17 protein-coding genes are annotated in these 23,155 nt (G+C 43.1%); 12 read left to right on the top strand and 5 right to left on the bottom strand.

What is annotated here, in order from left to right:
• Window positions 1–186 precede the first annotated feature (186 nt).
• Together J2T13_RS18440 and argH are read left to right on the top strand one after the other, a co-directional pair.
• Window positions 187–1,425: an argininosuccinate synthase gene (locus J2T13_RS18440; RefSeq protein ID WP_429373832.1), complete on the top strand. Its 1,239-nt coding sequence runs from the start codon at window positions 187–189 to the stop codon at window positions 1,423–1,425.
• A gap of 87 nt (window positions 1,426–1,512) precedes the next feature.
• The gene (argH, locus tag J2T13_RS18435; RefSeq protein WP_429373831.1) at window positions 1,513–2,925 is read left to right on the top strand and encodes an argininosuccinate lyase; all 1,413 of its coding nucleotides are present in this window, start codon (window positions 1,513–1,515) and stop codon (window positions 2,923–2,925) included.
• A 126-nt stretch (window positions 2,926–3,051) separates the two neighbouring features.
• Here the strand turns inward: argH and J2T13_RS18430 are convergent, their stop codons facing one another.
• Window positions 3,052–4,497 carry a VanW family protein gene (locus J2T13_RS18430; RefSeq protein ID WP_429373830.1) on the bottom strand — a complete coding sequence of 482 codons (1,446 nt, stop codon included), beginning with the start codon at window positions 4,495–4,497 and terminating at the stop codon, window positions 3,052–3,054.
• 255 nt (window positions 4,498–4,752) lie between these two features.
• On the opposite strand from J2T13_RS18430, the gene ftsE reads away from it, so the two are divergent.
• The 5 genes from ftsE (at window position 4,753) to J2T13_RS18405 (ending at window position 10,720) form a co-directional block, all read left to right on the top strand.
• Complete coding sequence (gene ftsE / locus J2T13_RS18425; protein WP_429373829.1) at window positions 4,753–5,439, top strand: cell division ATP-binding protein FtsE; 687 nt, start codon at window positions 4,753–4,755, stop codon at window positions 5,437–5,439.
• Window positions 5,429–6,346: a permease-like cell division protein FtsX gene (gene ftsX, locus J2T13_RS18420; protein ID WP_429373828.1), complete on the top strand. Its 918-nt coding sequence runs from the start codon at window positions 5,429–5,431 to the stop codon at window positions 6,344–6,346. Before ftsE ends, ftsX begins: the two co-directional genes overlap by 11 nt.
• A 77-nt stretch (window positions 6,347–6,423) precedes the next feature.
• Entirely contained in the window at window positions 6,424–7,749 is a 1,326-nt protein-coding gene (locus J2T13_RS18415) for a murein hydrolase activator EnvC family protein (protein ID WP_429373827.1), read from the top strand.
• 117 nt (window positions 7,750–7,866) lie between these two features.
• The gene (locus tag J2T13_RS18410) at window positions 7,867–9,333 is read left to right on the top strand and encodes a S41 family peptidase (protein ID WP_429373826.1); all 1,467 of its coding nucleotides are present in this window, start codon (window positions 7,867–7,869) and stop codon (window positions 9,331–9,333) included.
• A gap of 52 nt (window positions 9,334–9,385) precedes the next feature.
• Window positions 9,386–10,720 carry a PDZ domain-containing protein gene (locus J2T13_RS18405; protein ID WP_429373825.1) on the top strand — a complete coding sequence of 445 codons (1,335 nt, stop codon included), beginning with the start codon at window positions 9,386–9,388 and terminating at the stop codon, window positions 10,718–10,720.
• A gap of 8 nt (window positions 10,721–10,728) precedes the next feature.
• Here J2T13_RS18405 and J2T13_RS18400 read toward each other — a convergent pair whose 3' ends face one another.
• Window positions 10,729–11,397: a response regulator transcription factor gene (locus J2T13_RS18400; protein WP_429373843.1), complete on the bottom strand. Its 669-nt coding sequence runs from the start codon at window positions 11,395–11,397 to the stop codon at window positions 10,729–10,731.
• An 18-nt stretch (window positions 11,398–11,415) separates the two neighbouring features.
• Window positions 11,416–12,411 carry a sensor histidine kinase gene (locus J2T13_RS18395; RefSeq protein WP_429373824.1) on the bottom strand — a complete coding sequence of 332 codons (996 nt, stop codon included), beginning with the start codon at window positions 12,409–12,411 and terminating at the stop codon, window positions 11,416–11,418.
• Window positions 12,412–12,755: 344 nt separating this feature from the next.
• Between J2T13_RS18395 and J2T13_RS18390 the strand changes: the two genes are divergently transcribed.
• Genes J2T13_RS18390 through J2T13_RS18380 form a run of 3 tightly spaced genes read left to right on the top strand, consistent with a single transcriptional unit; the run spans window position 12,756 to window position 16,050 of the window.
• The gene (locus J2T13_RS18390; RefSeq protein WP_429373823.1) at window positions 12,756–13,697 is read left to right on the top strand and encodes an ABC transporter ATP-binding protein; all 942 of its coding nucleotides are present in this window, start codon (window positions 12,756–12,758) and stop codon (window positions 13,695–13,697) included.
• A gap of 18 nt (window positions 13,698–13,715) precedes the next feature.
• Window positions 13,716–14,900 carry an ABC transporter permease gene (locus tag J2T13_RS18385; RefSeq protein ID WP_429373822.1) on the top strand — a complete coding sequence of 395 codons (1,185 nt, stop codon included), beginning with the start codon at window positions 13,716–13,718 and terminating at the stop codon, window positions 14,898–14,900.
• Window positions 14,893–16,050, top strand: coding sequence for an ABC transporter permease (locus J2T13_RS18380; RefSeq protein WP_429373821.1), 1,158 nt, complete (start codon window positions 14,893–14,895; stop codon window positions 16,048–16,050). The genes J2T13_RS18385 and J2T13_RS18380 overlap by 8 nt, the downstream gene beginning before the upstream one ends.
• 138 nt (window positions 16,051–16,188) lie before the next feature.
• On the opposite strand, the gene J2T13_RS18375 is transcribed toward J2T13_RS18380, so the two are convergent.
• Both J2T13_RS18375 and J2T13_RS18370 read right to left on the bottom strand, forming a co-directional pair.
• Window positions 16,189–17,061: a flagellar motor protein MotB gene (locus tag J2T13_RS18375; protein ID WP_429373820.1), complete on the bottom strand. Its 873-nt coding sequence runs from the start codon at window positions 17,059–17,061 to the stop codon at window positions 16,189–16,191.
• Window positions 17,045–17,839: a flagellar motor protein gene (locus tag J2T13_RS18370; protein WP_429373819.1), complete on the bottom strand. Its 795-nt coding sequence runs from the start codon at window positions 17,837–17,839 to the stop codon at window positions 17,045–17,047. The genes J2T13_RS18375 and J2T13_RS18370 overlap by 17 nt, the downstream gene beginning before the upstream one ends.
• A 175-nt stretch (window positions 17,840–18,014) precedes the next feature.
• Between J2T13_RS18370 and uvrB the strand changes: the two genes are divergently transcribed.
• A complete protein-coding gene (gene uvrB, locus J2T13_RS18365) occupies window positions 18,015–20,006 on the top strand; it encodes an excinuclease ABC subunit UvrB (protein WP_429373818.1) in 1,992 nt (663 codons plus the stop codon).
• Between the two features lie 110 nt (window positions 20,007–20,116).
• Entirely contained in the window at window positions 20,117–22,987 is a 2,871-nt protein-coding gene (gene uvrA / locus J2T13_RS18360) for an excinuclease ABC subunit UvrA (protein ID WP_429373817.1), read from the top strand.
• The last annotated feature ends 168 nt before the right edge of the window (window positions 22,988–23,155 follow it).

Genomic DNA, 23,155 nt, shown 5'->3' with positions numbered 1-23,155 from the left:
TTATTTACTCATAATTGGCCTAAAACACATAGAATGATGTGAAATAAGGTCTGTGGTGTCCGTAGGGATCCAGAATCAGGGTAATTACAGTAAATAAGGTCTCTGGTGTCCGTTCAATCGATGTCAAGCACTGATTTTGTTGTTGAGTCGAAATTATATGAAGACACATTGAAGGGAAGTTATAGCATGGCTAAGGAAAAAATTGTACTGGCCTATTCTGGGGGATTGGATACATCGATCATTCTGAAATGGCTTAAAGAAACATACGACGCGGAGATTATTGCTTTTACAGCAGATGTGGGTCAAAAGGAAGAATTGGATGGTTTGGAGGAGAAAGCTCTTGCTACAGGTGCTTCCAAAGTATACATTGATGATCTGCGTGACGAATTCGCTAACGATTTCATTTATCCGATGTTCCAATCGGGTGCTTTGTATGAAGGTCAATACCTACTAGGCACAAGTATTGCACGTCCGCTGATCGCGAAGCGTATGGTGGATATCGCACGCGCGGAAGGTGCTACTATGATTGCTCACGGAGCAACAGGTAAAGGGAATGACCAAGTTCGCTTCGAGCTTGGTGTAGCTGCACTTGCCCCTGATATTAAGGTCATTGCTCCATGGCGTCTGGAAGAATTCCGTAATGATTTCCCAGGACGTGCGGAGATGATTGCTTTTGCTGAGAAACATGATATCCCCGTAACGGCTTCCGCAGCGAAGTCATATTCAATGGACCGTAATTTACTTCATATCAGCTATGAGAGTGGCGTGCTTGAGGACCCTTGGTTTGACGCAAGCACACCTGAGAATAAAGACATGTTCCTACTGAGTGTGTCCCCTGAGGATGCCCCAGACGAAGCGGAATATTTAGAACTGGAATTTGCACAGGGAGATTGTGTAGCTCTGAACGGGGAGAAACTAACACCACTTCAAGTGATGGAGAAGTTAAATGAGCTTGGTGGCAAGCATGGTATTGGCCGTGTGGATATGGTGGAGAACCGTTTCGTAGGCATGAAGAGCCGCGGGATCTATGAGACACCGGGTGGATCAATTCTATTCACGGCTCACCGCAAAATGGAGTCGATCACGATGGACCGTGAGGTTATGAACCTGCGTGATAGCTTAATCACTCGTTATAGTACACTTGTGTATAATGGCTTCTGGTTTGCACCAGAACGTCTTACACTTCAAGCGTTAGTTAAAGAGAGTCAGAGTAACGTAACAGGCACGGTGCGTGTTAAACTGTACAAAGGAAACATCATTGGAGCTGGCGTGAAGAGCCCAGTTAGCTTATATAATCCAGAAATCGCGACGATGGAAGCCGATCCAACACAGGCTTACGATCAAGGGGATGCAACAGGTTTTATTCATTTAAATGCTTTGCGCCTTAAAGTAGCAGCTGGAGTACAACAACAAAACAAATCATAACGGAGCTAAAGGGCAAGCTTTAGGACCGTTCCTTATCAATTCAGAGAAGGAACGGTTTTACGCTGTCACAAGAAGGGAGAGATCACAATGAGTAAACTTTGGGGAGGACGCTTTACGAAGCAGACCAACCATTTAGTAGAAGAATATACAGCGTCAATCGGCTTCGATCAGGCACTTGCAGAGGAAGATATTCAAGGTAGTCTAGCGCATGTCACGATGTTGGGTAAGTGTGGTATTCTTCCGCAGGAGGATGTCGCTACAATTAAAGCGGGTCTTGAAAAGGTACTGCACAAAATTAATCAAGGTGAGATTGAATTCTCCGTTTCTGATGAAGACATCCACATGAATATTGAGAAGAATCTCATTGATGAGATTGGACCTGTAGGGGGCAAGTTGCATACAGGTCGTAGTCGGAATGACCAAGTGGCTACGGATATGCACCTTTACCTACGCAAGCGCGTGGTGGAACTGGTAAGCATGTTACATACCTTACAGGTAGCTCTAATTGGACAGGCTAAAGATAACTTGGATACGATTGTTCCAGGGTATACTCATCTTCAGCGTGCACAGCCGATTCTGTTCTCACACCATCTTATGGCCTATGTATCCATGTTCCAACGTGATGCGGAGCGGGTCATGGATAGTTATAAGCGCATTAATGTACTACCATTAGGCGCAGGGGCATTAGCGGGAACAACCTTCCCAATCGATCGCCATTTTGTGGCAGAGCAGCTTCAGTTCGATAAGGTGTATGAGAATAGTCTGGATGCGGTCAGCGATCGTGATTTCATTCTGGAATTTCTGGCAGATGCCTCTATTATCATGATGCACTTGTCCCGTCTCTCTGAGGAATTAGTGTTGTGGAGTAGTACGGAGTTCAATTTCATTGAACTTGATGATGCTTTCTGTACGGGGAGTAGCATTATGCCACAGAAGAAAAACCCAGATGTACCAGAGCTTGTACGGGGTAAAACAGGTCGGGTATACGGTAACCTAATGGGGCTCTTAACCGTATTGAAATCATTGCCGTTGGCTTACAATAAGGATATGCAGGAAGATAAAGAAGGCATGTTCGATACCGTAGCTACACTTGAAGGAGCACTTCAGTTATTTGCGCCAATGATCTCTACAATGAAGGTTAACAAAGGACGCATGCGTGAAGCTGTGAACAAGGACTTCTCAAACGCTACGGATATTGCTGATTTCCTTGTGGGTAAGGGTCTTCCTTTCCGTCAAGCACATGAGGTTATTGGTAAAACGGTTCTATATTGTATTCAGAACAATAAATATCTATTAGATTTAAGCTTGGATGAATTCATGCAATTCTCACCGCTGTTTGACGACAGCATCTATGGTGTTCTTCAGCCAGAGACGGTCGTTAATGCGCGTAATGTATATGGAGGAACAGCAACGGGTCAAGTGACAGCGGCAATCTCACGAAGTGAGGAAACGTTGCAAGTGACAGAACAATGGGTGAATGAGCACGGCATCCAGATCTAAACAGCTTATCCAATGATATATGGGGTGTGAAAAGCAGTCACTGATGATGGACCCTATTCTGCCACCACAAAATTAAACAAGGATTAACCGGCATTCCTTATGGGAGTGCCGGTTTTTTTACTTTTCTTACAGATCAGGTCCGCGTACCCCATCTTCAACAATGGATTTCGCTGGAGGTGAGGGAGCCATACCTTTATTGTTAACATCAGGATGAACCGCGATGAGGCGGCTCTGTGGTCGATAGGTATCGCGGGAGATTCTTTTCTTATCGACAACGACACCCTTAACCTTTTTGACTTGAAAGGTTTCGACAATATATCCTGTCTTGCCATCCTGGAGTACTTCCTGACTACCAACAGCTAAAGTCGCGTTCTGCACATATTTGTTCGAGGCGGGTAAAGTTTCTACTGTGATAGATTCGATTAAATATTGGGTATCCTCACGGAACGTTCCATAAAATTTGACTGTGAGCATGTTCTCCTGAACCGTTGCATGAATGAGTAAATATTTGCCTGTATTATTCTTGAAGCGAAAATTAATAGAGCCACTAGCAAATGTCGCATCTTGGCCTAAAGGTAAATAACTGACGGGAATAGAATGGTTACGGCGTTCTACAATCTCCATTCCCGTAAGGATAGCAGCATGATAGATCGTACTCGATACTTGGCAGATTCCGCCTCCAATACCGGGTGCCAATTTCCCATTGATAATTACGGGGGCTTCCTGAAACCCGTACTTGGTTTCCGCTTGCTTGATCACTTTGCTATAGTCGAATTCTTCGCCTGGTTTAATGATCATGCCGTTCACCGCTTGTGCCGCTGAATTCACATTGAATATTCTTCCAGGACTACTTGAGAAGAGACTTGTGGAAAACTCAGTGATTTTACGTTCAATACCTTCCTTCTTCAAGCTATTTACCGTTACGATGGGTCTTTTAATGATTACGGGCAGCTGAAGGGTAAGAGGTGACGCTGTTATCTGTGCGTTCGTAATTAAGGTGAAGTCCTTAGGTATAATCGAGGTTAAGTTTCTTAATAGCTTATTCCAATCTAGACGGCTCGCTGATATTTCAGGTGTATAAATGATCTGATCTTTTTCCGATATACGGCGTGATGCATCGATGATAGGCCCAAAATATTGTTTTTCCCAAGCAGGATTGAGCTTTGACTTTAGTAGTCCAGTATCTAAGTGCGATGTAATCGTCCAGTTAGGCTGGAAATTCCAACGATTCGAGATGCGTGCAAGCCAACTTCCTTCCTGTAGCTGCGCAATGGCCTCTCGGAAGGTATCTGCTTCATATCGTACTCCAGCTTCTGATAGCGTGAATACTAGGTCGGGGATGTTCTGATGTTCTGCTTCATATCGTACAGGGAGATGCTCTAGTTGCGTTAACTTGTTATTGAGTTGTTTGAGTACGTCATCAGTTTGCATGCCACCTACATGCCACCCTGCCACCTGAACGCCTTTGGGGATGGTGGGTTGGTTCACATAGAGATGGAACCACCCGAAGAGTAGTGACCCGATCAGCAGGATTGTAGCGGTAGCAATGAGGCTTAAGTGTATTTTTTTCAAATGAAGTTCCCACCTTTTTCTGCTTATATTTCTGTAATAAATGGTTGCGGTCTTTGAAGGATGAATGTTAAATCTGTTTCATTTGGGTGTACCTTTTCATGTATATGTGTAAGAAATAGAAAACTTTCGGGTACTCAAAAGGTAACAAATTTGTTACAATACTAAATAGTGTGAAAAAAATTTACTTTTTTAAAGGTATATTGAGGTAACATGTCGAAATTATATTGGCTAATTATGTAATTAGGAAGTGATAATGTGATTGAAATGCAGGATGTATGGAAGACATATAAGAATGGAACACATGCGCTTCAGGGCGTTTCAGTAAAGATCGACCGTAACGAGTTTGTCTATGTTGTTGGGCCATCTGGCGCAGGTAAATCGACATTTATGAAACTTATTTATAGAGAAGAGGTTCCGACGAAGGGTCAAATATCCGTGAATGGATTCAATATCGGAAAGCTGAAGCAGCGCAAAATCCCCTATGTAAGGCGGAATATAGGTGTTGTATTTCAGGATTTTCGGTTATTACCACGAATGACAGCCTACGAGAATGTGGCTTTTGCAATGGAAGTTATTGAGGCTCCCAAGAAATTGGTGAAGAAGCGAGTTATGGAAGTACTTGATTTAGTTGGACTTAAGAGCAAAGCGGGCCGTGAACCTGACCAGCTCTCAGGTGGAGAGCAGCAAAGAATTGCGATTGCGAGAGCCATCGTGAACAATCCAGCTGTGATTATAGCGGACGAGCCTACAGGAAACCTTGACCCTGAGACGTCATGGGGGATCATGCAGTTGCTTGATGAGATTAACTTTCGGGGTACAACCATTGTTATGGCTACCCACAATAAAGATATCGTGAACCGAATGCGGAAACGCGTTATCGCCATTGAACAGGGGAACATCGTTAGAGATCAGTTGAGAGGAGATTACGGGTATGAGTTTTAGCACCTTCTTGCGGCATCTGCGAGAAGGATGCAAGAACGTATTCCGTAACGGATGGATGTCTATCGCGTCTATCACCTCGATCGTCGTATCTCTTTTTGTATTGGGTGTATTTATTCTACTAGTGCTCAACGTTAATCAATTAGCAGATGAAGCAGATAGTCAGGTACAGATTAGTGCATACCTGAACTTGGATGTAGATGAAAAAATGCGCGAAACCATTAAGAAAGAAATTGGACAAATGCCAGAGGTTAGTAAAATCGAAATCATTCTTAAAGAGCAGGGGCTGAAGGAATTCAGTGCAAGCCTAGGAGAAGATGGTGAAGCTCTTCTTGAAGGATTCGATAAAGATAACAATCCATTGCCTGATCGAATTAAAATAGAGGTCATTGAACCTACAACGGTTCCGCATGTGGCGGAGAAGATAGAGGCTTTAAATGAACTGCATGCAGAGCAACCGATTCTGAAGGTGAAGTTTGGTGAAGGTACGATAGAAACACTGTTCAAAATAACACGTGCTGTACGTAATGTAGGTTTTATATTTGTTGCAGGACTTGGACTGATGTCCATGTTTCTGATTTCTAACACTATTCGAGTGACTATTCTGGCCCGCCGCCGTGAGATCGGCATTATGAAGCTGGTCGGAGCGACCAATTATTTCATTCGCTGGCCATTTTTTATAGAAGGAGCCCTCATAGGTTTTCTAGGTTCAGCAGTTACGATTGGGCTGTTATTCCTTGGTTATAGTCAGTTGACGGGAGCCATTAGCGGAGATATTGCATTTACAGGCTTGAAATTACTTCCTTTGGCGCAAATTTGGCCGTTATTTGGTGGCTTATTGTTATCATTAGGGGTATTGATAGGGATTTGGGGAAGCACCGTCTCGATTCGTAAATTTTTGAAGGTATAACTGAAACATCACGGATTAGTTCAGCTGACGTTGACGACATACACGTAAGAAATTTGGAAAAGGATGGGGAATGGAATTTGAAGAAAATTGCTTCTTTAATAGCCGCCATGATAATGGTAACTATGATATTTCAACCGAATGATGGGTATGCCAAACAAAAAACGGTACAGGAAGTCGAACATGAACTGAACGTTCTACAGCAGCAAGCTAAGAAAACGGCTGCGGAACAAAAGAAAGTGGCAGCTCAGAAAGAAAAAGCGCAACACTATAAGAATAAAACTACGAACAATTTGGAATATGTATTAGAACAGATTACTATAGTTAGCAATAAGCTTAAGAAAACATCAATGGAAATTGAAGATACGAAAGAAAAGCTAACTACCGCAACAACTGAACTGAAGGCGGCTGAAGAGCGTATAGTCTCACGTGAGACTATGATTGAATCTCGTGTAAGACTGATGTATACAGACGGGGCAGTCTCTTATGTGGAAGTGTTATTGTCATCTAGTAGCTTTTCGGATTTCTTAGATCGTGCGGATACGCTAAAAACAATTGTGGACCAGGATCAGAGTTTACTGGATGAGCACAAGAAGGATAAAGCGCTAGTGGTCGATAAGAAGAAGGAACTTGAATTACAGTATGTTAAGGCGGAAGGACTCTATTCGGAAATGGAGAGCCAAAAGAGTATACTGGATGATAAGGAACAGGAGAAGGAAGAGTTGATTGCTATGTATGATGAACAAATACAAGAATCAGATGAACTCAATGAAGAGCAAGAACTGAAGCTAGTGACACTTGCGACTCAGCGTTCGGCTCTTCTGCAAGAGAAGAACAAACTAGTGGCAGCCGAAGAAGCTGCACGTGTGAAAGCTGCGAAAGAAGCGGCTGCCAAGAGAGAAGCGGCTGCCAGAGAGGCTGCAGCTAGGGAAGCAGCCTCTAAAGCCTCAAGGTCAACGACTAGTGGCAATTCTTCAACAGCAAATTCATCCGCTAATTTTATTGGGAATGGCGGTCCGTTACTTTTACCTGTAGGTAATTCTCGAGTTTCCTCTGGATTTGGTCCTCGGACGCATCCTGTGACAGGACAAGTAGGTAAGATGCATACAGGGATAGATTTCGCAGTACCGCAAGGAACGTCTGTATACGCTGCGGAGTCAGGAACAGTCATCATGGCAGAATGGTTCAGTGGATATGGGAATGCTGTTATTATTGATCATGGTGGCGGTATGTGGACATTGTATGGTCACCTTCGTAATGGCGGGTTTAATGTTAAGGAAGGGGATCGTGTCAACCGTGGAGATAAAATTGCGGAATCAGGATCAACGGGACAGAGTACAGGTCCTCATTTACACTTTGAAGTTCGTATCAATGGAAGCACTGTGAATCCTGCACCTTATCTATAAGCAACTAAATTCGTTATAGGTGCGCATAAATATTCCAACCCAGCCCAACATATACTAGTATAGTTATGAATGTTCTAACCCGATTTACCCTCATAAGAAAAGGCGGTGGAAATAACTGTGTTAAAAAAACGAACAGCTGCACTCCTTGTGGTAATCGCCTTGATCTGTGGTAGTGTGCTAACCGTCTTCCTTACGGGCTCAAGCTTTGCAGGACAAGCTACAAGCGGAGAAGGTATACTTGCCAGCATCAGCTCTGGGGGCTTGAAGCAGGAGGAGTCTAAGAAGCTAGGAGCTGCATTAGACCTCATTCAAGCCAATTATTATAAGGATATTGATCGGACTAAACTAGTGGATGGTGCCATCAATGGTATGATGCAATCACTGGAAGATCCGTATTCCACTTATATGGGACAAGAAACAGCGAAGCAATTCGAAGAAAGCATTGAAGGTTCATTTAGTGGCATTGGTGCTGAAGTTTCCTCTCAGGATGGTTATGTGGTCGTTGTATCTCCAATTAAAGGATCACCTGCAGAGAAAGCGGGTATCCATGCTAAGGATATCTTGTTATCGGTGAATGGGGAGTCGCTTAAAGGACTTGATTTAAATGAGGCTGTGGCAAAGATCCGGGGTCCAAAAGGATCGAAAGCAACGGTCGAAGTGAAACGTGAAGGTGTATCAGAGACGATTGAATTTGCTATCGTTCGTGATGATGTGGATCTTGAGACGGTCAATGCGCATTTGGAGAAGAATGGTGTAGGGGTCATCGAGATTACTCAGTTCTCCCTCAATACAGCAGAGCGCTTCAAGACAGAGTTAACAAAGCTTGAGAAGCAAGGAATAAAGGGACTTGTGATAGACGTTCGGAATAACCCAGGTGGCGTTCTATCTGTCGTTATTGACATCGCAGAACAGTTCGTGCCGAAAGGTGAACTGATTGTTCAAGTTGAAGACAAGAAGGGTAAGCGTGATAAGAGCTTGTCGAGTGGATCAACGAAGTCTTATCCTGTAACCCTGTTAATGAATAAAGGGAGTGCCAGCGCATCTGAGATTCTGGCAGGAGCACTGCAACAATCTGCAGGCGTTATACTGATGGGTGAGAATTCATTCGGTAAGGGTACGGTTCAGACGAGCTTTGATAAGCAGATGGGCGATGGTAGTCTGCTTAAGATCACAATTGCTAAGTGGTTAACACCAGATGGTACTTGGATTCATGAGAAGGGGATTAAACCTGATGTAGCGGTATCTCAACCGGATTACTTCTCCGTGGCCCCCATTAATAAAGAGAAAGACTTGAAATTTAACATGAATAATAGTGATGTGAAAAGTGCTCAAGTCATGTTAGATGGTCTTGGATATAAGCCGGGTCGTAAAGATGGTTATTTCGACAAAGGTACAGAGGAAGCCGTGAAGGGCTTCCAAACGAAAGAGAAGATTAAGGCAACGGGTATTATCGATGCTAAGACGGGGACGGCACTAGAAGCGGCCCTGATTGTACGCATTCAAGACCCACTGTATGACACCCAAATGAAGCAAGGGATTGCAGAGATTCAGAAGGAATTAAAGGCTTCTGCGTCGAACAAGTAAGAAGGCTGAACGTTAGCCTTCTTTTTTTCTATGAGAGGAGCGTGATTGAATCTTGAGTGTAGCTTTGGAAATGTTGTGGAAAGTGACGGACGGATGGCTACAATTATTAATTCAGCCGTTTTATTATATTTCAATCCTTTTTGTTATGTTGTTCTATCGTCGTCAGGTAGGGTTGGAGCGAAAGATGTTTCATGTAAGGATGCATAGCTGGGGGTTACAAACTTGGCGAACCGTTATTGGAGGTCTGGCTGGAGCAGTCGGAGTTTCACTCGTTATGGCATTTGTAGGTATTAACTTAACCCAAGCCGGAGTGATCTGCATTTGGGTTGTAAGTCTACTATTGGTATTATTACGAGTACGTTATTTATGTTTTGCGTATTCGGCAGGACTGCTAGGTATCGTGCAATTTATCATTCATTTCTTTCCTTCATGGGAGCCTATTGGATGGTTGGGATTGTCCGTGGATACAGTAAGATCACTTGATATACCGGCATTGTTAACATTGGCAGCAATTCTTCATCTGGCTGAAGCTATACTTGTGAAGGTACAGGGAGCTAGCTTAGCAAGCCCATTATATATTGAAAGTAAGCGTGGAAAGATTGTAGGGGGATATGAGATGCGGGCCTTCTGGCCACTACCCTTATTTCTACTCATTCCAGCGCAGACCTCAGGTTCCGTGTTACCGTGGACACCTCTGTTGGGAGGAGAGGGTTGGAGTGGCGGATTTAGCTTAATGGTATTACCTATTGTTATCGGATTTGGTGAGATGACACAGAGTATGTTAACACGTGAGAAAGCATCCGTTACAAGCAAGAGGTTAATACTGTATTCTGTAATCTTACTGACGTTGAGTTTGCTCTCAGCATGGTGGAGCCCGCTTATGATCGTTGCAGCGTTGGCTAGTATATTGTTACACGAGGCATTATCATGGTTCAGTCGTTATCAGGAGCAACAGCGAAACTCACTCTTCGTCCACCCTCCGCAGGGGCTACGAGTTCTCTTCATTGTGGCAGATAGTCCTGCACAGGATCTTGGTATTCTCCCTGGAGAAACGATATTGAAAGTGAACGGTGTGGTTCTCCGCACAACAGAGCAACTACATACGGCACTGCGTATGAATTCTGCCTTTTGTAAAATAGAAGTACAGAACTTGGCTGGGCAGAGTAAATATTTACAGCGCGCTATCTATGCAGGAGATCATCACCAATTGGGTGTTATTCTAGCCCCAGATCAGGCTTTAACGACTGTGGCAAGCTTGAGACCCGTTAGCATTTATCAGATTATCGGTATGAAGTTAAATACTCGCCGTCGTTCCGATCCGGTGGAATATAATCCACCTCCATTGGTAGAGCCGAAGAAAGAGCGGGAATCTACTTTTAAATTATAGGCGCAGGATTAATCATTAGGATGTTTAAGATAAAGTATAGCAATCTGTGTACGATCTCTAAGTTCCAGTTTACTCAAAATGTCCGTTATATAGTTCTTTACTGTACCTTCGCTCAGAAATAATTTCTGGGCGATTTCTTTATTTGATAATCCTTCGGATATGTAGCTTATGATGCTCATTTCTGTTGTGGTCAACCCGTAACGAATCCATCTTTCCGTATTAGGACGATTAGAGATGGGTTGAACGGTTGGTTCCGGTGGTCGGAGAAAGGTGGTAAGTTTACGAGCTATATCAGGATGAATGAGCATGTCCCCATCATGGATGGTTTTGATTCCTTGTATGATGCGATCGGGGGCGATATTCTTCAGTAGGTATCCGCTGGCGCCATTCTGTAACGCTTGAATAATAAACTCATCATCATCGAAGGTAGTTAGCATAAGCACACGGGTACCGGGGAATTGCCTCTTGATCTCTTTAGTTCCTTCTACTCCATCACAGACAGGCATACGAATGTCCATTAATATAACGTTGACTTGTAACCCCGCCTGCATCATCTCGACAGCCTCTAAGCCATGGCTTGCTGTTCCTACGACTTCAATGTCTGAATCTATTGATAGTAACATTTTGAGACTTTCACGAATAAAAGCATCATCATCCACAATAAGTAAAGAAATCATTGCTTTCACCACTCTTTTCTATAATAATTCATGATTTCGGTAAACAGGTAGCTTCGTTATAACCGTAAATGGATGTTCCCATTGAATATGTATGTCTCCCCCTCTAAGTTTAGTTCGCTCCTGCATTCCCTTCAGTCCCATCCCCTGCTGTCGATGACTCGTTGAAGGTATTGTGACGATCTCTCCATTATTGCTAACAGACATAGATACTTCATGATCGTCGAATACCAATAATATCTTTACTGAAGTAGCAAGGCCGTGTCGAAGGGCGTTGGTAAGCGCTTCTTGAGCATTTTTATAGAGTACAAGTTGAATGCTTGGGTAGAGTGGAAAGGGAACACCTTCACAGATGAGGCTTGTATGAATGCCTGTTTCGCGGCCTATGTTTTCTAGAAGTCGATCTAGGGCATATTCTTCAGTTAAGGAGGTAGCGGGCCTCATCTGTTTGACGGTGTTACGCATATCGTCCATACTAGCGGCCACTTGATCTCTAATTTGAAGCATGAGCTCTATGCCGCGCGTAGTATCCGTAGGAAGGGTATGAATAGCCGCTTCCATCATCATTTTAACCCTGATCAGTCTATGGCCAATATCATCATGAAGTTGTCTGGATATCCGATTCCGTTCTCCAGATAGGGCCGCTGCCTCTACCTGTTGATTGAATTGTACAAGTCGAGTTCGATTCTCATCAAGTTCGTAGTATTGCTCACGAAGCTCATCGTAGAGTTGAATCATCTCTTCGCGGCTATCTGCGATGTGCTGTAAATATAATAACAAGAGGGAGGTAATCAAGAAGATTGCGTTGACGCTGAATGTCCACTCAGGCTGCCCAAAGCCTAGAGCTAGGTTTAATAACAACAAATGAAGACCCAGCATAACGAAACGAAGTATGCGACCTGGCATTGTAATATAGGAGCAAAGTGAAGATAACGATATAAATAACATGATGTTGCCATAGCGAGTACATAACCATGTGGAGAATAGAATCTCTAAGAAGAACAATGCTCTCATCATAGGAGGATAATGTACAAATCTACTCAACACGGCGAGACTCAAAAATAAGAGGAAGAATAGTGTATAAACGCCGTAATTTTCATAGGAGTATATATAGATAGAGAGACAAGCAGGAATGACAATTAAGCTGTAGCGCAACATATTTAGATGAGTAGACAAGGCATATGACATCCTTTGATTACAACAGGATTTGGCTTACTTCGCTTCATTATAACACAGGGGTGAAGGGGTTCAGCAGGTGACTTTGGTCACCTTCTATTCATGACTTTTTGTACCTTACTTCCCACAGTATTTCACTTACAATGAGGACAAAGGAAAAAGGATGAAAGGGAGGATGAATACTTATGGCATTCGTAGAATTGAACAATGTAGTGAAGCGATATGGCAGTAAAGTACCTGTAGATCATTTGAACTTAAATATACAGATTGGGGAGATATTTGGGCTATTAGGCCCCAACGGTGCAGGTAAGAGTACAACCATAAATATGATGTGTGGACTTATGAAGATTGATCAAGGAGATATACTGGTAGATGGAATTTCTGTGAAAGAAAGACCTTTGGAAGTGAAGCGACGCATTGGACTTGTTCCGCAAGATTTGGCGCTGTATGAGTCGATGTCAGCATCAGATAATGTTTCTTTTTTTGCGAAATTATATGGCCTGAGAGGGAAGTTACTACAAGAGAGAGTGGAAGAAGCGCTGGAGTTCGTCGGCCTGCAGGACCGAGCTAAGGAGAAGCCTGCTACATTCTCTGGTGGGATGAAAAGAAGGCTTAATATCGCATGTGCCATTATGCATCATCCAAAGTTGATTATTATGGACGAACCCACGGTCGGTATTGATCCGCAGTCACGGAATCATATTCTAGAGTCGGTACGGACGTTAAATAAGATGGGATCGACGATTATTTATACCAGTCATTACATGGAAGAGGTAGCGGCTATTAGTGACCGTGTGGCTATCATGGACCAAGGACATGTTATCGCATGTGGGACACAACAGGAGTTACGTGACCGTGTGTCGAGTGAAGAGAAGATTGTCATTAAGGCCGCACTTATTGAACCGACTGTCATTGATGAGCTACAACTTCATCCTCGCTTCTCTAAAGTTTCATTAAATGAAGAGAAGGATACGTTAGAACTTTATGTAGCGTCCTCTCAGCATGACTTACAGGATATTCTTTTTATATGTGCCAAACATGAGGTAGCCATTCAATCGCTAGTGTGTGAGAAGTCTGATCTTGAGACTCTTTTTCTAAATTTGACGGGACGTACACTACGTGATTAGAGGGGAGATCGACAGGTTATGAATATTTGGATTATTGCGATGTGCGAATTAAGAAGAATGCTCAGGGCGCGAGCGGTACTTCTGAATCTATTTGTGCTACCTTTGATTTTGATTTTTATTCTAGGGTCTGCACTGGCGTCTTTCTTTCATAATGATAAAGGGGACATTACGCCCGATCCGGTTAGGGTAGCTATTGTCGGAAATGAGGTAGATGGACCGATATCTACAGCGTTTAATACTTTTATAAGCTCCCCTGAACTATCAACGATAATCATACAGAAGCAAGTAAGTAGCAAGGCCGCTGCAGAGAAATTATTACGCGCTGGAGAAGCTGACTATGCCGTTATTATTCCTACGGATTTCAACGACGAGATAATAAAGGGTCAGGAAGCAAAGCTTGAGCTAATGCTCGGAAACGATCGCGTGAACAATTTAGTGGCTGGCACCATATTCGACTCGTTCTTAGATGCAATTAATCATCAACAGGCGTTAGCAGGTACACTAGGAGAATATGTACCGAAGCAAGAGCAAGCAACGGAGGCTAGCTCTACAACAAGTAGTCCGACATACGTTAATATTGGGAAGTTGACTAATAACAGTACATCCTATTCTGCGTCGCAGTATTATGCAGGAGCCATGATGATCATGTTTCTCTTGTATGCAGGGGGTACTGCAAGCGAAAGCCTATTTAATGAAAAGGACAATCGCACGCTCTATCGATTACAATCGCTGCCCATTTCCGCATCTCACATTTTCTTAGGGAAAATGTTGGGTAGCAGCATGGTAGCTATTGTTCAAGCAGGGGTCATCATCACCGTATCTTCACTAGTATACGGCGTAGATTGGGGTAGTAATCCGCTATTATTAACCATCGTATGTATTCTGTTAGTCTTCATATCTATGGCCATAGCATGTTTAGTAGCGTTAAGTGTTAAGACGAGCGCAAGTGCGAATAGTATCATGCAGGTTCTTATTATAGGGATGACCTTCCTCAGTGGGGGATTCACACCCATTCCGGGGGAGTTTATTCAGAAGCTAGGACAATTCACCGTTAACCATTGGGGAATACAAGGTATTCTTCGCATCATGTTACATTCAGATCCATCTGAGATTGTTCCAAGTATCCTTGCGCTAACTAGTATATGTGCTGCCTTGGTAGCCGCTACTTTTGTTGTCTATCGAAAGGTGGGTTATCATGAATAGCTTAACGATTGCATGGCATATGACTCGACGTATTATAGGTACCCGCAAAAAATTCATGGGTTTTATTATTTTACCCTGTATTGTTGTATCCTTAGCAGTAGCTTTACTAGGTGGAGAAAGCGCGCTGAGCGTGGATATTTCTTATGTTAATCTGGATACGGGTCCTGCAGGTCAACATCTTCTGGATGAGTTATCTAGAAATAATGACTATGTACTGAAACTAGAGAGTGGAGAGGAAGAGCTCAAGGAAGCCGTTATACAGCAAAAGGCAACGTTGGGGCTAATTATTCCTGCTAATTTTAGTGATGATTTACTTCAGGGTAATCCTAAGCAAGTCAATATGTTTCAATTGTCAGCGAATGAAGCCACTTACACGGTAAAGAGTATTATAAATGCCATGATGACTCAGTTAACGGAGACGGCCACAATCATTGCCAATCAACCATCCCCTACTGGAAGTGTCTTGGAGCTTTTCGAACAAAACCTGAATGAAGTTAGTAAGCATAAAGTTGGAGCAGAGCGAATTGATTATAACTTATATGCCAAGCCTGGATTAAATAATGTGACAGGTTTTACGTTGATGTTCATGATGGGGCTTGTGACGAGTACAGTTAAAATGATTCTGGATGATCGCAAGCATCGAACGATGGCACGAGTGTTTACTGCACCTGTGCGCTCCTATGAGATTGCACTTGGGAATATGATGGGCAGTTTCTTTGTAGGCGTTCTACAAATTTTAGTCATTCTAAGCCTAAGTCGCTGGGTACTAAAGTACGATTATGAAGTGCCCTTCTTTACCCACTTCCTAATTCTAGCTGCATTCATGTTTGTGGCAATGGGTATCGCTAGTGCAGTTGCTGGATTAATTCGTAATCCTGATCAAGCAGCTATGCTCAACGCCATGATTATTACGCCGACGTGCATGCTGGGTGGATGTTTCTGGCCATTGTCGTTCATGCCTGACTATATGCAGAAGATTGCGAACTTCATTCCTCAGAAGTGGGCGATTGAAGCTGTTGAAAGAATTTCCGCGGGAGGTCATTTGACTGATATTTGGCTACCACTTTCTATACTAGGTCTGATGGCCATTATTTTATTAGCAATCGGGTCAGTAATTCTAAGACCAAGTGAAGCGGGTAAGGCGATGTAAGCTTCTTAAAGAATAGGGTTAATCGAAAAGAAAGGCTGTCTCCTGAGCAAAAATGCTCGGGGGACAGCCTTTCTCGGCTATTTGGGTATATGCTGCGTATCTAATGACCTAATACTAAGGCTGTCATAGCAGATTCGGTTATTCCTCTTGTAATTGACGAAGCACGATGATTTCGACACGTCGATTAGTTTGGCGACCAAGTTCTGTGGAATTATCTCCGACAGGGCGAGTATCCGCATATCCTGCATATTGAAATCCATCTGGACTAAGCTTCTCTTTATCAAGGAAAAATCTTAGAATGGATAAGGCGCGGTCACCGGATAATTCCCAATTATCTCGATACTTAGGAGAGTGAATAATTGGCATGTTATCTGTATGACCTTCAATACTCACCGTTGTGTCTAAATCGTGGAACAGACTAGCTAGCTTAGATAGAGCAGGTTCAGAGCCAGCCTTAAGATCTGCCTTACCTGTATCGAAGACGAATCGATCACTAAGTGTAATGGAGATCCCTTGCGGTTTATCTGCTATGAATATTTGATCTCCAAGTGCATTATCTGAGACATATTTGGAGATGACAGACATTAAACTTTGTAACTCTTGTTCCTGTTCTCGAAAGGCTTGTTCACGTTCGGTCAACTCTTTAGGTCCATCTGAAACTGCGGAATCTTCTGAATCTGCAGAATTTCCTGAGTTGGATGGCTCTTGTTTGGTTATAGGTGTGGTGTTCTGGTTCGGCTCTACATCTGGGTTCTTGTGGGTATACTTGTCCGCAGTGCCTGTTAGCCCGGATCCTTGTTCTAGAATGGAGTCGCCAGATTTAAATGTTAACTGTAACGACTCATTCACACTGTCGAATTTTTCTGTATCTAGATGGCTCATGGCGTACATCATGACAAAAAAGATTAGCAGTAGCGTAATTAAATCTGCATATGTAATGAGCCAGCGATCGCGGTTATTCTCATTATTACTAGCTCTACGCCGAGCTTGGCGATCAGATATTTTTCTCATCAAAATCCCCCTTGAATAGAGGCATAGGCTGGACTTCCATAGAAACAAAGGAGCCTAACTTTTTGCGTACAATGAGGGGATGATCTCCATTCTGAATAGAGAGTATTCCATGAAGCAGCGACTCCATATTTTGAATTTCATCGGCACTTCGGGATTTAATTTTGGAAGCAATGGGCAAAAAGATAATATTGGCACTAGCAACACCATACAGGGTAGCAGTAAACGCTATGGCAATGGAGGGCCCGAGATCTGTAGGGGTTGAAAGATTACCAAGGACGTGGATTAATCCCATAACGGTCCCAATAATACCCATAGTCGGGGCATAGCCACCCGCAGCTTCAAAAATTTTGGCATATCCCTCATGTTTCTGTTCTACTGCGTTAATATCCATCTCTAAAATTTGCTTAACGACCTCGGGGTCGGTTCCATCAACGACCATTTGAATCCCTTCACGAAGAAATGGATCGGGATGATTCTGAGACTTGCGTTCTAAGGCGAGGACGCCACTTCGTCTCGCTGTAGTAGCCATATCAACAACATCCTCGACAAGTTGATTCATATCGGCAGTATGGCGACTGAAGGCAAATTGTAAGGCATGTGGAACGGTCTTGAGTCTAGCCGCTGTGAAGCTGATAATAACGGCGGCGAATGTACCACCAAATACGATGAGTGCTGCTGTTTTTTGGAATAAACCTGTAACTTGTCCTCCTTCCCATAAAAAACCTCCTATAAGGGCTCCAAGCCCTGCTAGGATACCAATAAGGGTTGTGATATCCATTCTTGTGAATCACTCCGATCTATATATAAACTTAGGGTTTGCATCGAATATCTGATCCGAGTATAATGGAGGGGAACAGACATTCTTATATATATTATTTTTTCCCAATGAATTAGATATCGGGAAAGTTCGACATATACTTTACTATTTTAGATGATAAGGGTGAGATTGGGCAATGAGCGATATTGTGATGAGCAATAAATTATTTGAGATCGAGTCGGAATTCTCTCCTCAAGGCGACCAGCCCAATGCGATAGCTGAACTGGTGAAGGGAATTACTGAAGGGAAGAAAGAGCAGACGTTGTTAGGGGCTACAGGGACAGGAAAGACGTTTACCATTGCGCAGGTGATTGCCAAGTTGAATCGACCAACATTAGTTATTGCACATAATAAGACGTTGGCTGCACAGTTAGCTAGTGAGTTTAAAGAGTTCTTTCCTAACAACTCCGTTGATTATTTCGTTAGTTACTACGATTATTATCAACCTGAGGCTTACATTCCTTCTTCTGATACCTTTATTGAGAAGGACTCAAGCATTAATGATGAGATCGATAAGCTTCGTCACTCAGCAACGAGTTCTCTATTTGAGCGGCGTGATGTCATTATCGTTGCTAGTGTATCTTGTATTTATGGTTTAGGATCACCACGTGAGTATTCTGATTTATTATTATCCCTGCGGGTAGGGATGGAGAAGCCACGAAGTGAGATTCTGTCAAGGTTGGTTGATATTCAGTATCAGCGTAATGATATTAGTTTCACACGGGGTACATTTCGAGTACGTGGCGATGTTATAGAAATTTTCCCAGCCTCTAAAGGCGAGCATGCTGTTCGGGTTGAGTTATTCGGTGATGAGGTCGAGAGAATAACAGAAATTGATGTTCTTACAGGAGAATTAGTTGGCGAACGTGATCATATAGCGATCTTTCCTGCTTCTCACTTCGTAACGAAGGAAGAGTCAATGAAACTGGCGCTCGTCAACATTGAGCGTGAGCTAGAAGAACGACTAGCTGTGATGCGTTCCGAAGGGAAACTCTTAGAAGCTCAAAGACTAGAACAGCGCACACGCTATGATATTGAAATGATGAATGAGGTCGGATTCTGCTCAGGAATCGAGAACTACTCGGGACCGTTAACGTTCCGGGAACCAGGCGCGACTCCTTATACGTTGATGGACTATTTTCCAGATGATATGTTGATTGTCGTTGATGAATCACATGTGACACTTCCTCAGATTCGGGGGATGTACAATGGTGACCGGGCACGGAAGACGGTTCTTGTAGAGCATGGTTTTCGTTTACCTTCAGCGTTAGACAATCGGCCACTGAGATTCGAGGAGTTCGAAGATAAGGTGAAGCAAATTGTCTATGTATCAGCAACCCCAGGACCTTATGAGTTAGAGCATTGTCCAACCATGGTGCAGCAAATTATTCGTCCTACGGGGCTACTTGATCCTATTATTGAAGTTCGTCCCACGAAGGGTCAGATTGATGATCTCATCCATGAAATTGGACTAAGGATTGAACGCGATGAGCGCGTCCTTGTTACAACGCTCACGAAGAAGATGTCGGAGGATTTAACCGATTATTTGAAGGAGATTGGTATTAAGGTCAGATATCTACACTCCGATATTAAGACGTTGGAGCGAATATCTATTCTAAGGGATCTTCGGCTAGGTACGTTTCATGTGCTTGTGGGTATTAACCTATTAAGAGAAGGTCTAGATTTACCTGAGGTATCTCTTGTTGCTATTCTAGACGCTGATAAGGAAGGGTTCTTGCGCTCAGAGCGCTCCTTAATTCAGACAAGTGGACGTGCTGCGCGCAATTCGGAAGGTCGAGTGATTATGTACGGTGACCGAATAACGGATTCTATGAATAAAGCGATATCTGAGACGGCTCGCAGACGTGTTATACAGGAAGCTTACAATGTGAAGCATGGAATTACACCACAAAGTATCCGTAAGAAAATACGCGATGTCATTGAGGCTACGAAAGTAGCTGAATCTAAAGTGGATTATCTGACAGGCGCTATGGAGAAGATGTCGAAGAAAGATCGACAATCACTCATCAAGCGGCTTGAGGTAGAAATGAAGGAAGCTGCGAAGAGCTTACAGTTCGAACGAGCGGCTGAGTTACGGGATGCCTTGATGGAATTGAAAGCAGAATGATTTTAGACTCTAATATATAATCAGTATTTGCTGAAAATAGGAACTAGAAATATAATCTATGCCGATCATAGATCGTAGCGGTATCAAGACTCTAAGGAGATGATTGTAAGTTGGCGATAGACAGCATTATTATCAAGGGCGCCAGAGCCCACAATTTGAAGAATATTGATATTACGATTCCAAGAGACCGATTTGTAGTATTGACAGGACTCAGCGGTTCAGGTAAATCTTCACTCGCATTTGATACGATTTATGCGGAAGGTCAGCGTCGATATGTGGAGTCACTATCTGCTTACGCTCGTCAATTCCTAGGGCAGATGGAGAAGCCAGATGTGGATTCTATTGAAGGATTATCACCAGCGATATCGATTGATCAGAAGACCACCAGTCGTAATCCGCGGTCTACAGTAGGAACAGTAACAGAAGTATACGATTACTTACGTTTATTGTTCGCTCGGGTAGGGCATCCACATTGTCCAGAGCATGGAACAGAAATTACTTCTCAGACGGTTGAGCAAATGGTGGATCGGATTATGCAGTATCCGGAGAAGACACGGATGCAATTGCTGGCTCCTGTTATTTCGGGTCGTAAGGGTGAACATAAGACAGTTTTTGCAGATATTAGTAAGCAAGGGTTCGTTCGCGTTCGGGTCGATGGAGAATTACGTGATTTATCAGAGAACATTGAGTTGGAGAAGAATAAGAAACATACCATTGAAGTTGTTGTAGATCGTATTGTTATCAAAGAAGATGTGGAATCGAGATTAGCGGATTCAATTGAAATAGCCCTAAAGATCTCTGGCGGTCAATTATTAGTAGATGTTATGGAACAGGAAGAGCTTCGTTTTAGCTCGAACTTCGCTTGTCCGATTTGTGGATTTAGCATAGAGGAGCTATCACCACGGATGTTCTCTTTTAACAGTCCATTTGGTGCTTGCCCTGAATGTGATGGTCTGGGTGTGAAAATGATTGTCGATCAAGATCTGTTGGTTCCTGATATGGATAAATCGATTGAAGAGGGCGCGTTCCTAGCCTGGACGGGTAGTACATCGAATTATTATCCTCAATTTCTGCAATCGGTTTGTGAACATTTCAAGATTCCTCGGAATGTACCTGTAAGTCAACTTAGTTCAGAACACATGAACAAGATATTACATGGGACAGGAGACCAGAAAATTCGCTTTCGTTATGAGAATGATTTCGGACAGCGTAAAGAAGCTCTTGTAGTGTTTGAAGGAATCATTCCAAATCTAGAGCGTAGATATCGGGATACAGCTTCAGACGGTATTCGTGAATTTATTGAAGGATTCATGAGCGCTAAACCATGTGAAGTATGTAAGGGTCATCGTCTTAAGAAAGAGACACTAGCGGTGACAATCAATGATCATAACATCGCGCATGTCACTAGCCTGTCCATTGGTGAAGCCATGCAGTTGTTCGATGGTCTTGTGTTGAGTGAGCGGGAACGTACCATAGCTAATATGATCCTCAAGGAGATTAATAGCCGGTTAGGTTTCCTGGTCAATGTCGGCTTAGACTATCTCTCCTTAAGTCGTGCAGCAGGCACATTATCAGGAGGCGAGGCCCAGCGTATTCGTCTTGCTACGCAGATTGGCTCTAGCTTGATGGGTGTATTGTACATTCTGGATGAGCCAAGTATTGGGTTACATCAGCGTGATAATGATCGATTGATCTCTACACTTCAGCATATGCGAGATTTAGGCAATACGTTGATTGTGGTGGAACATGATGAGGATACGATGATGGCAGCAGATTATATTATCGATATTGGTCCAGGGGCGGGAATCCACGGTGGTGAAATTATCGCACAGGGAACACCTCAAGAAATTATGGATAGTCCGAATTCTTTAACAGGACAGTACTTAAGTGGCCGTAAGTTTATTCCAGTTAGCTCTAAGCGGAGAAAACCAGATAATCGCTGGTTGGAGATCAAAGGTGCCCAAGAGAATAACCTTAAGAATATTAATGTCAAAATTCCAATAGGTGTATTCACTGCAGTTACAGGTGTATCGGGTTCAGGAAAATCAACGCTTATTAACGAAATTCTATATAAAAAGCTTGCACGTGAGTTAAATAGAGCTGTTAAATTACGTCCCGGTAAACATAAAGAAATTAAGGGACTAGAACACCTGGAGAAGGTCATTGATATCGATCAATCCCCGATTGGACGTACACCACGTTCTAATCCAGCCACGTATACAGGTGTGTTTGATGATATAAGAGATATCTATGCTCAGACGAATGAAGCTAAGATTCGTGGCTACAAGAAGGGGCGGTTCAGTTTTAATGTTAAAGGGGGCCGTTGTGAAGCTTGCCGCGGTGACGGAATTATTAAGATTGAGATGCATTTCCTCCCAGATGTATACGTTCCGTGTGAAGTGTGCAAAGGCAAGCGATACAATCGTGAGACATTAGAAGTGAAGTATAAGAATAAAAGTATATCAGATGTGTTGGAGATGACAATTGAAGATGCTACTGAATTCTTCAAGAACATTCCACGGATCCATCGTAAAATAGAAACATTACTCGATGTGGGATTGGGGTATGTCCATATGGGTCAACCTGCAACAACACTCTCCGGTGGTGAAGCACAACGTGTGAAGCTAGCCTCAGAGCTTTATCGTCGTAGCACAGGCAAGACAATGTATATACTCGATGAGCCGACGACAGGTCTGCATGTAGACGATATTTCCAGATTACTTACGGTCTTGCACCGACTAGTCGATGCAGGGGATTCTGTCCTTGTGATCGAGCATAATCTGGATGTCATCAAGACAGCGGACTACTTGATTGACCTAGGCCCTGAAGGTGGTAATGGTGGTGGGACAATTATTGCTACAGGTACACCAGAGCAGATTATCAAGGTTGAAGAATCATATACAGGTAAATATCTGAAGCCGGTCCTTGAACGAGACACGGCACGTAGTCAAGCGCTTGAGGCACTTGAAGTGCATAGCTAAATTTTTAAACGCTCCACTAGCTTTCACACGAGTACCTCAACATAGGTATCGGGAAAAGCGAGTATGGTCCATAAATTGATTTGCCATCCAGATAAGGATGGCAAATTAATTTTTATATGCCTTATAAGGTAGTCTCTAAATCGTGACTAGTGTTTACTGAGTTTGAGT

Source organism: Paenibacillus sp. DS2015 (genome assembly GCF_050433705.1).
Lineage (GTDB): Bacteria > Bacillota > Bacilli > Paenibacillales > Paenibacillaceae > Paenibacillus_AQ.
The sequence above is the reverse complement of the archived record's forward strand: the minus strand, read 5'-3'. Positions and strand labels throughout refer to the sequence as shown.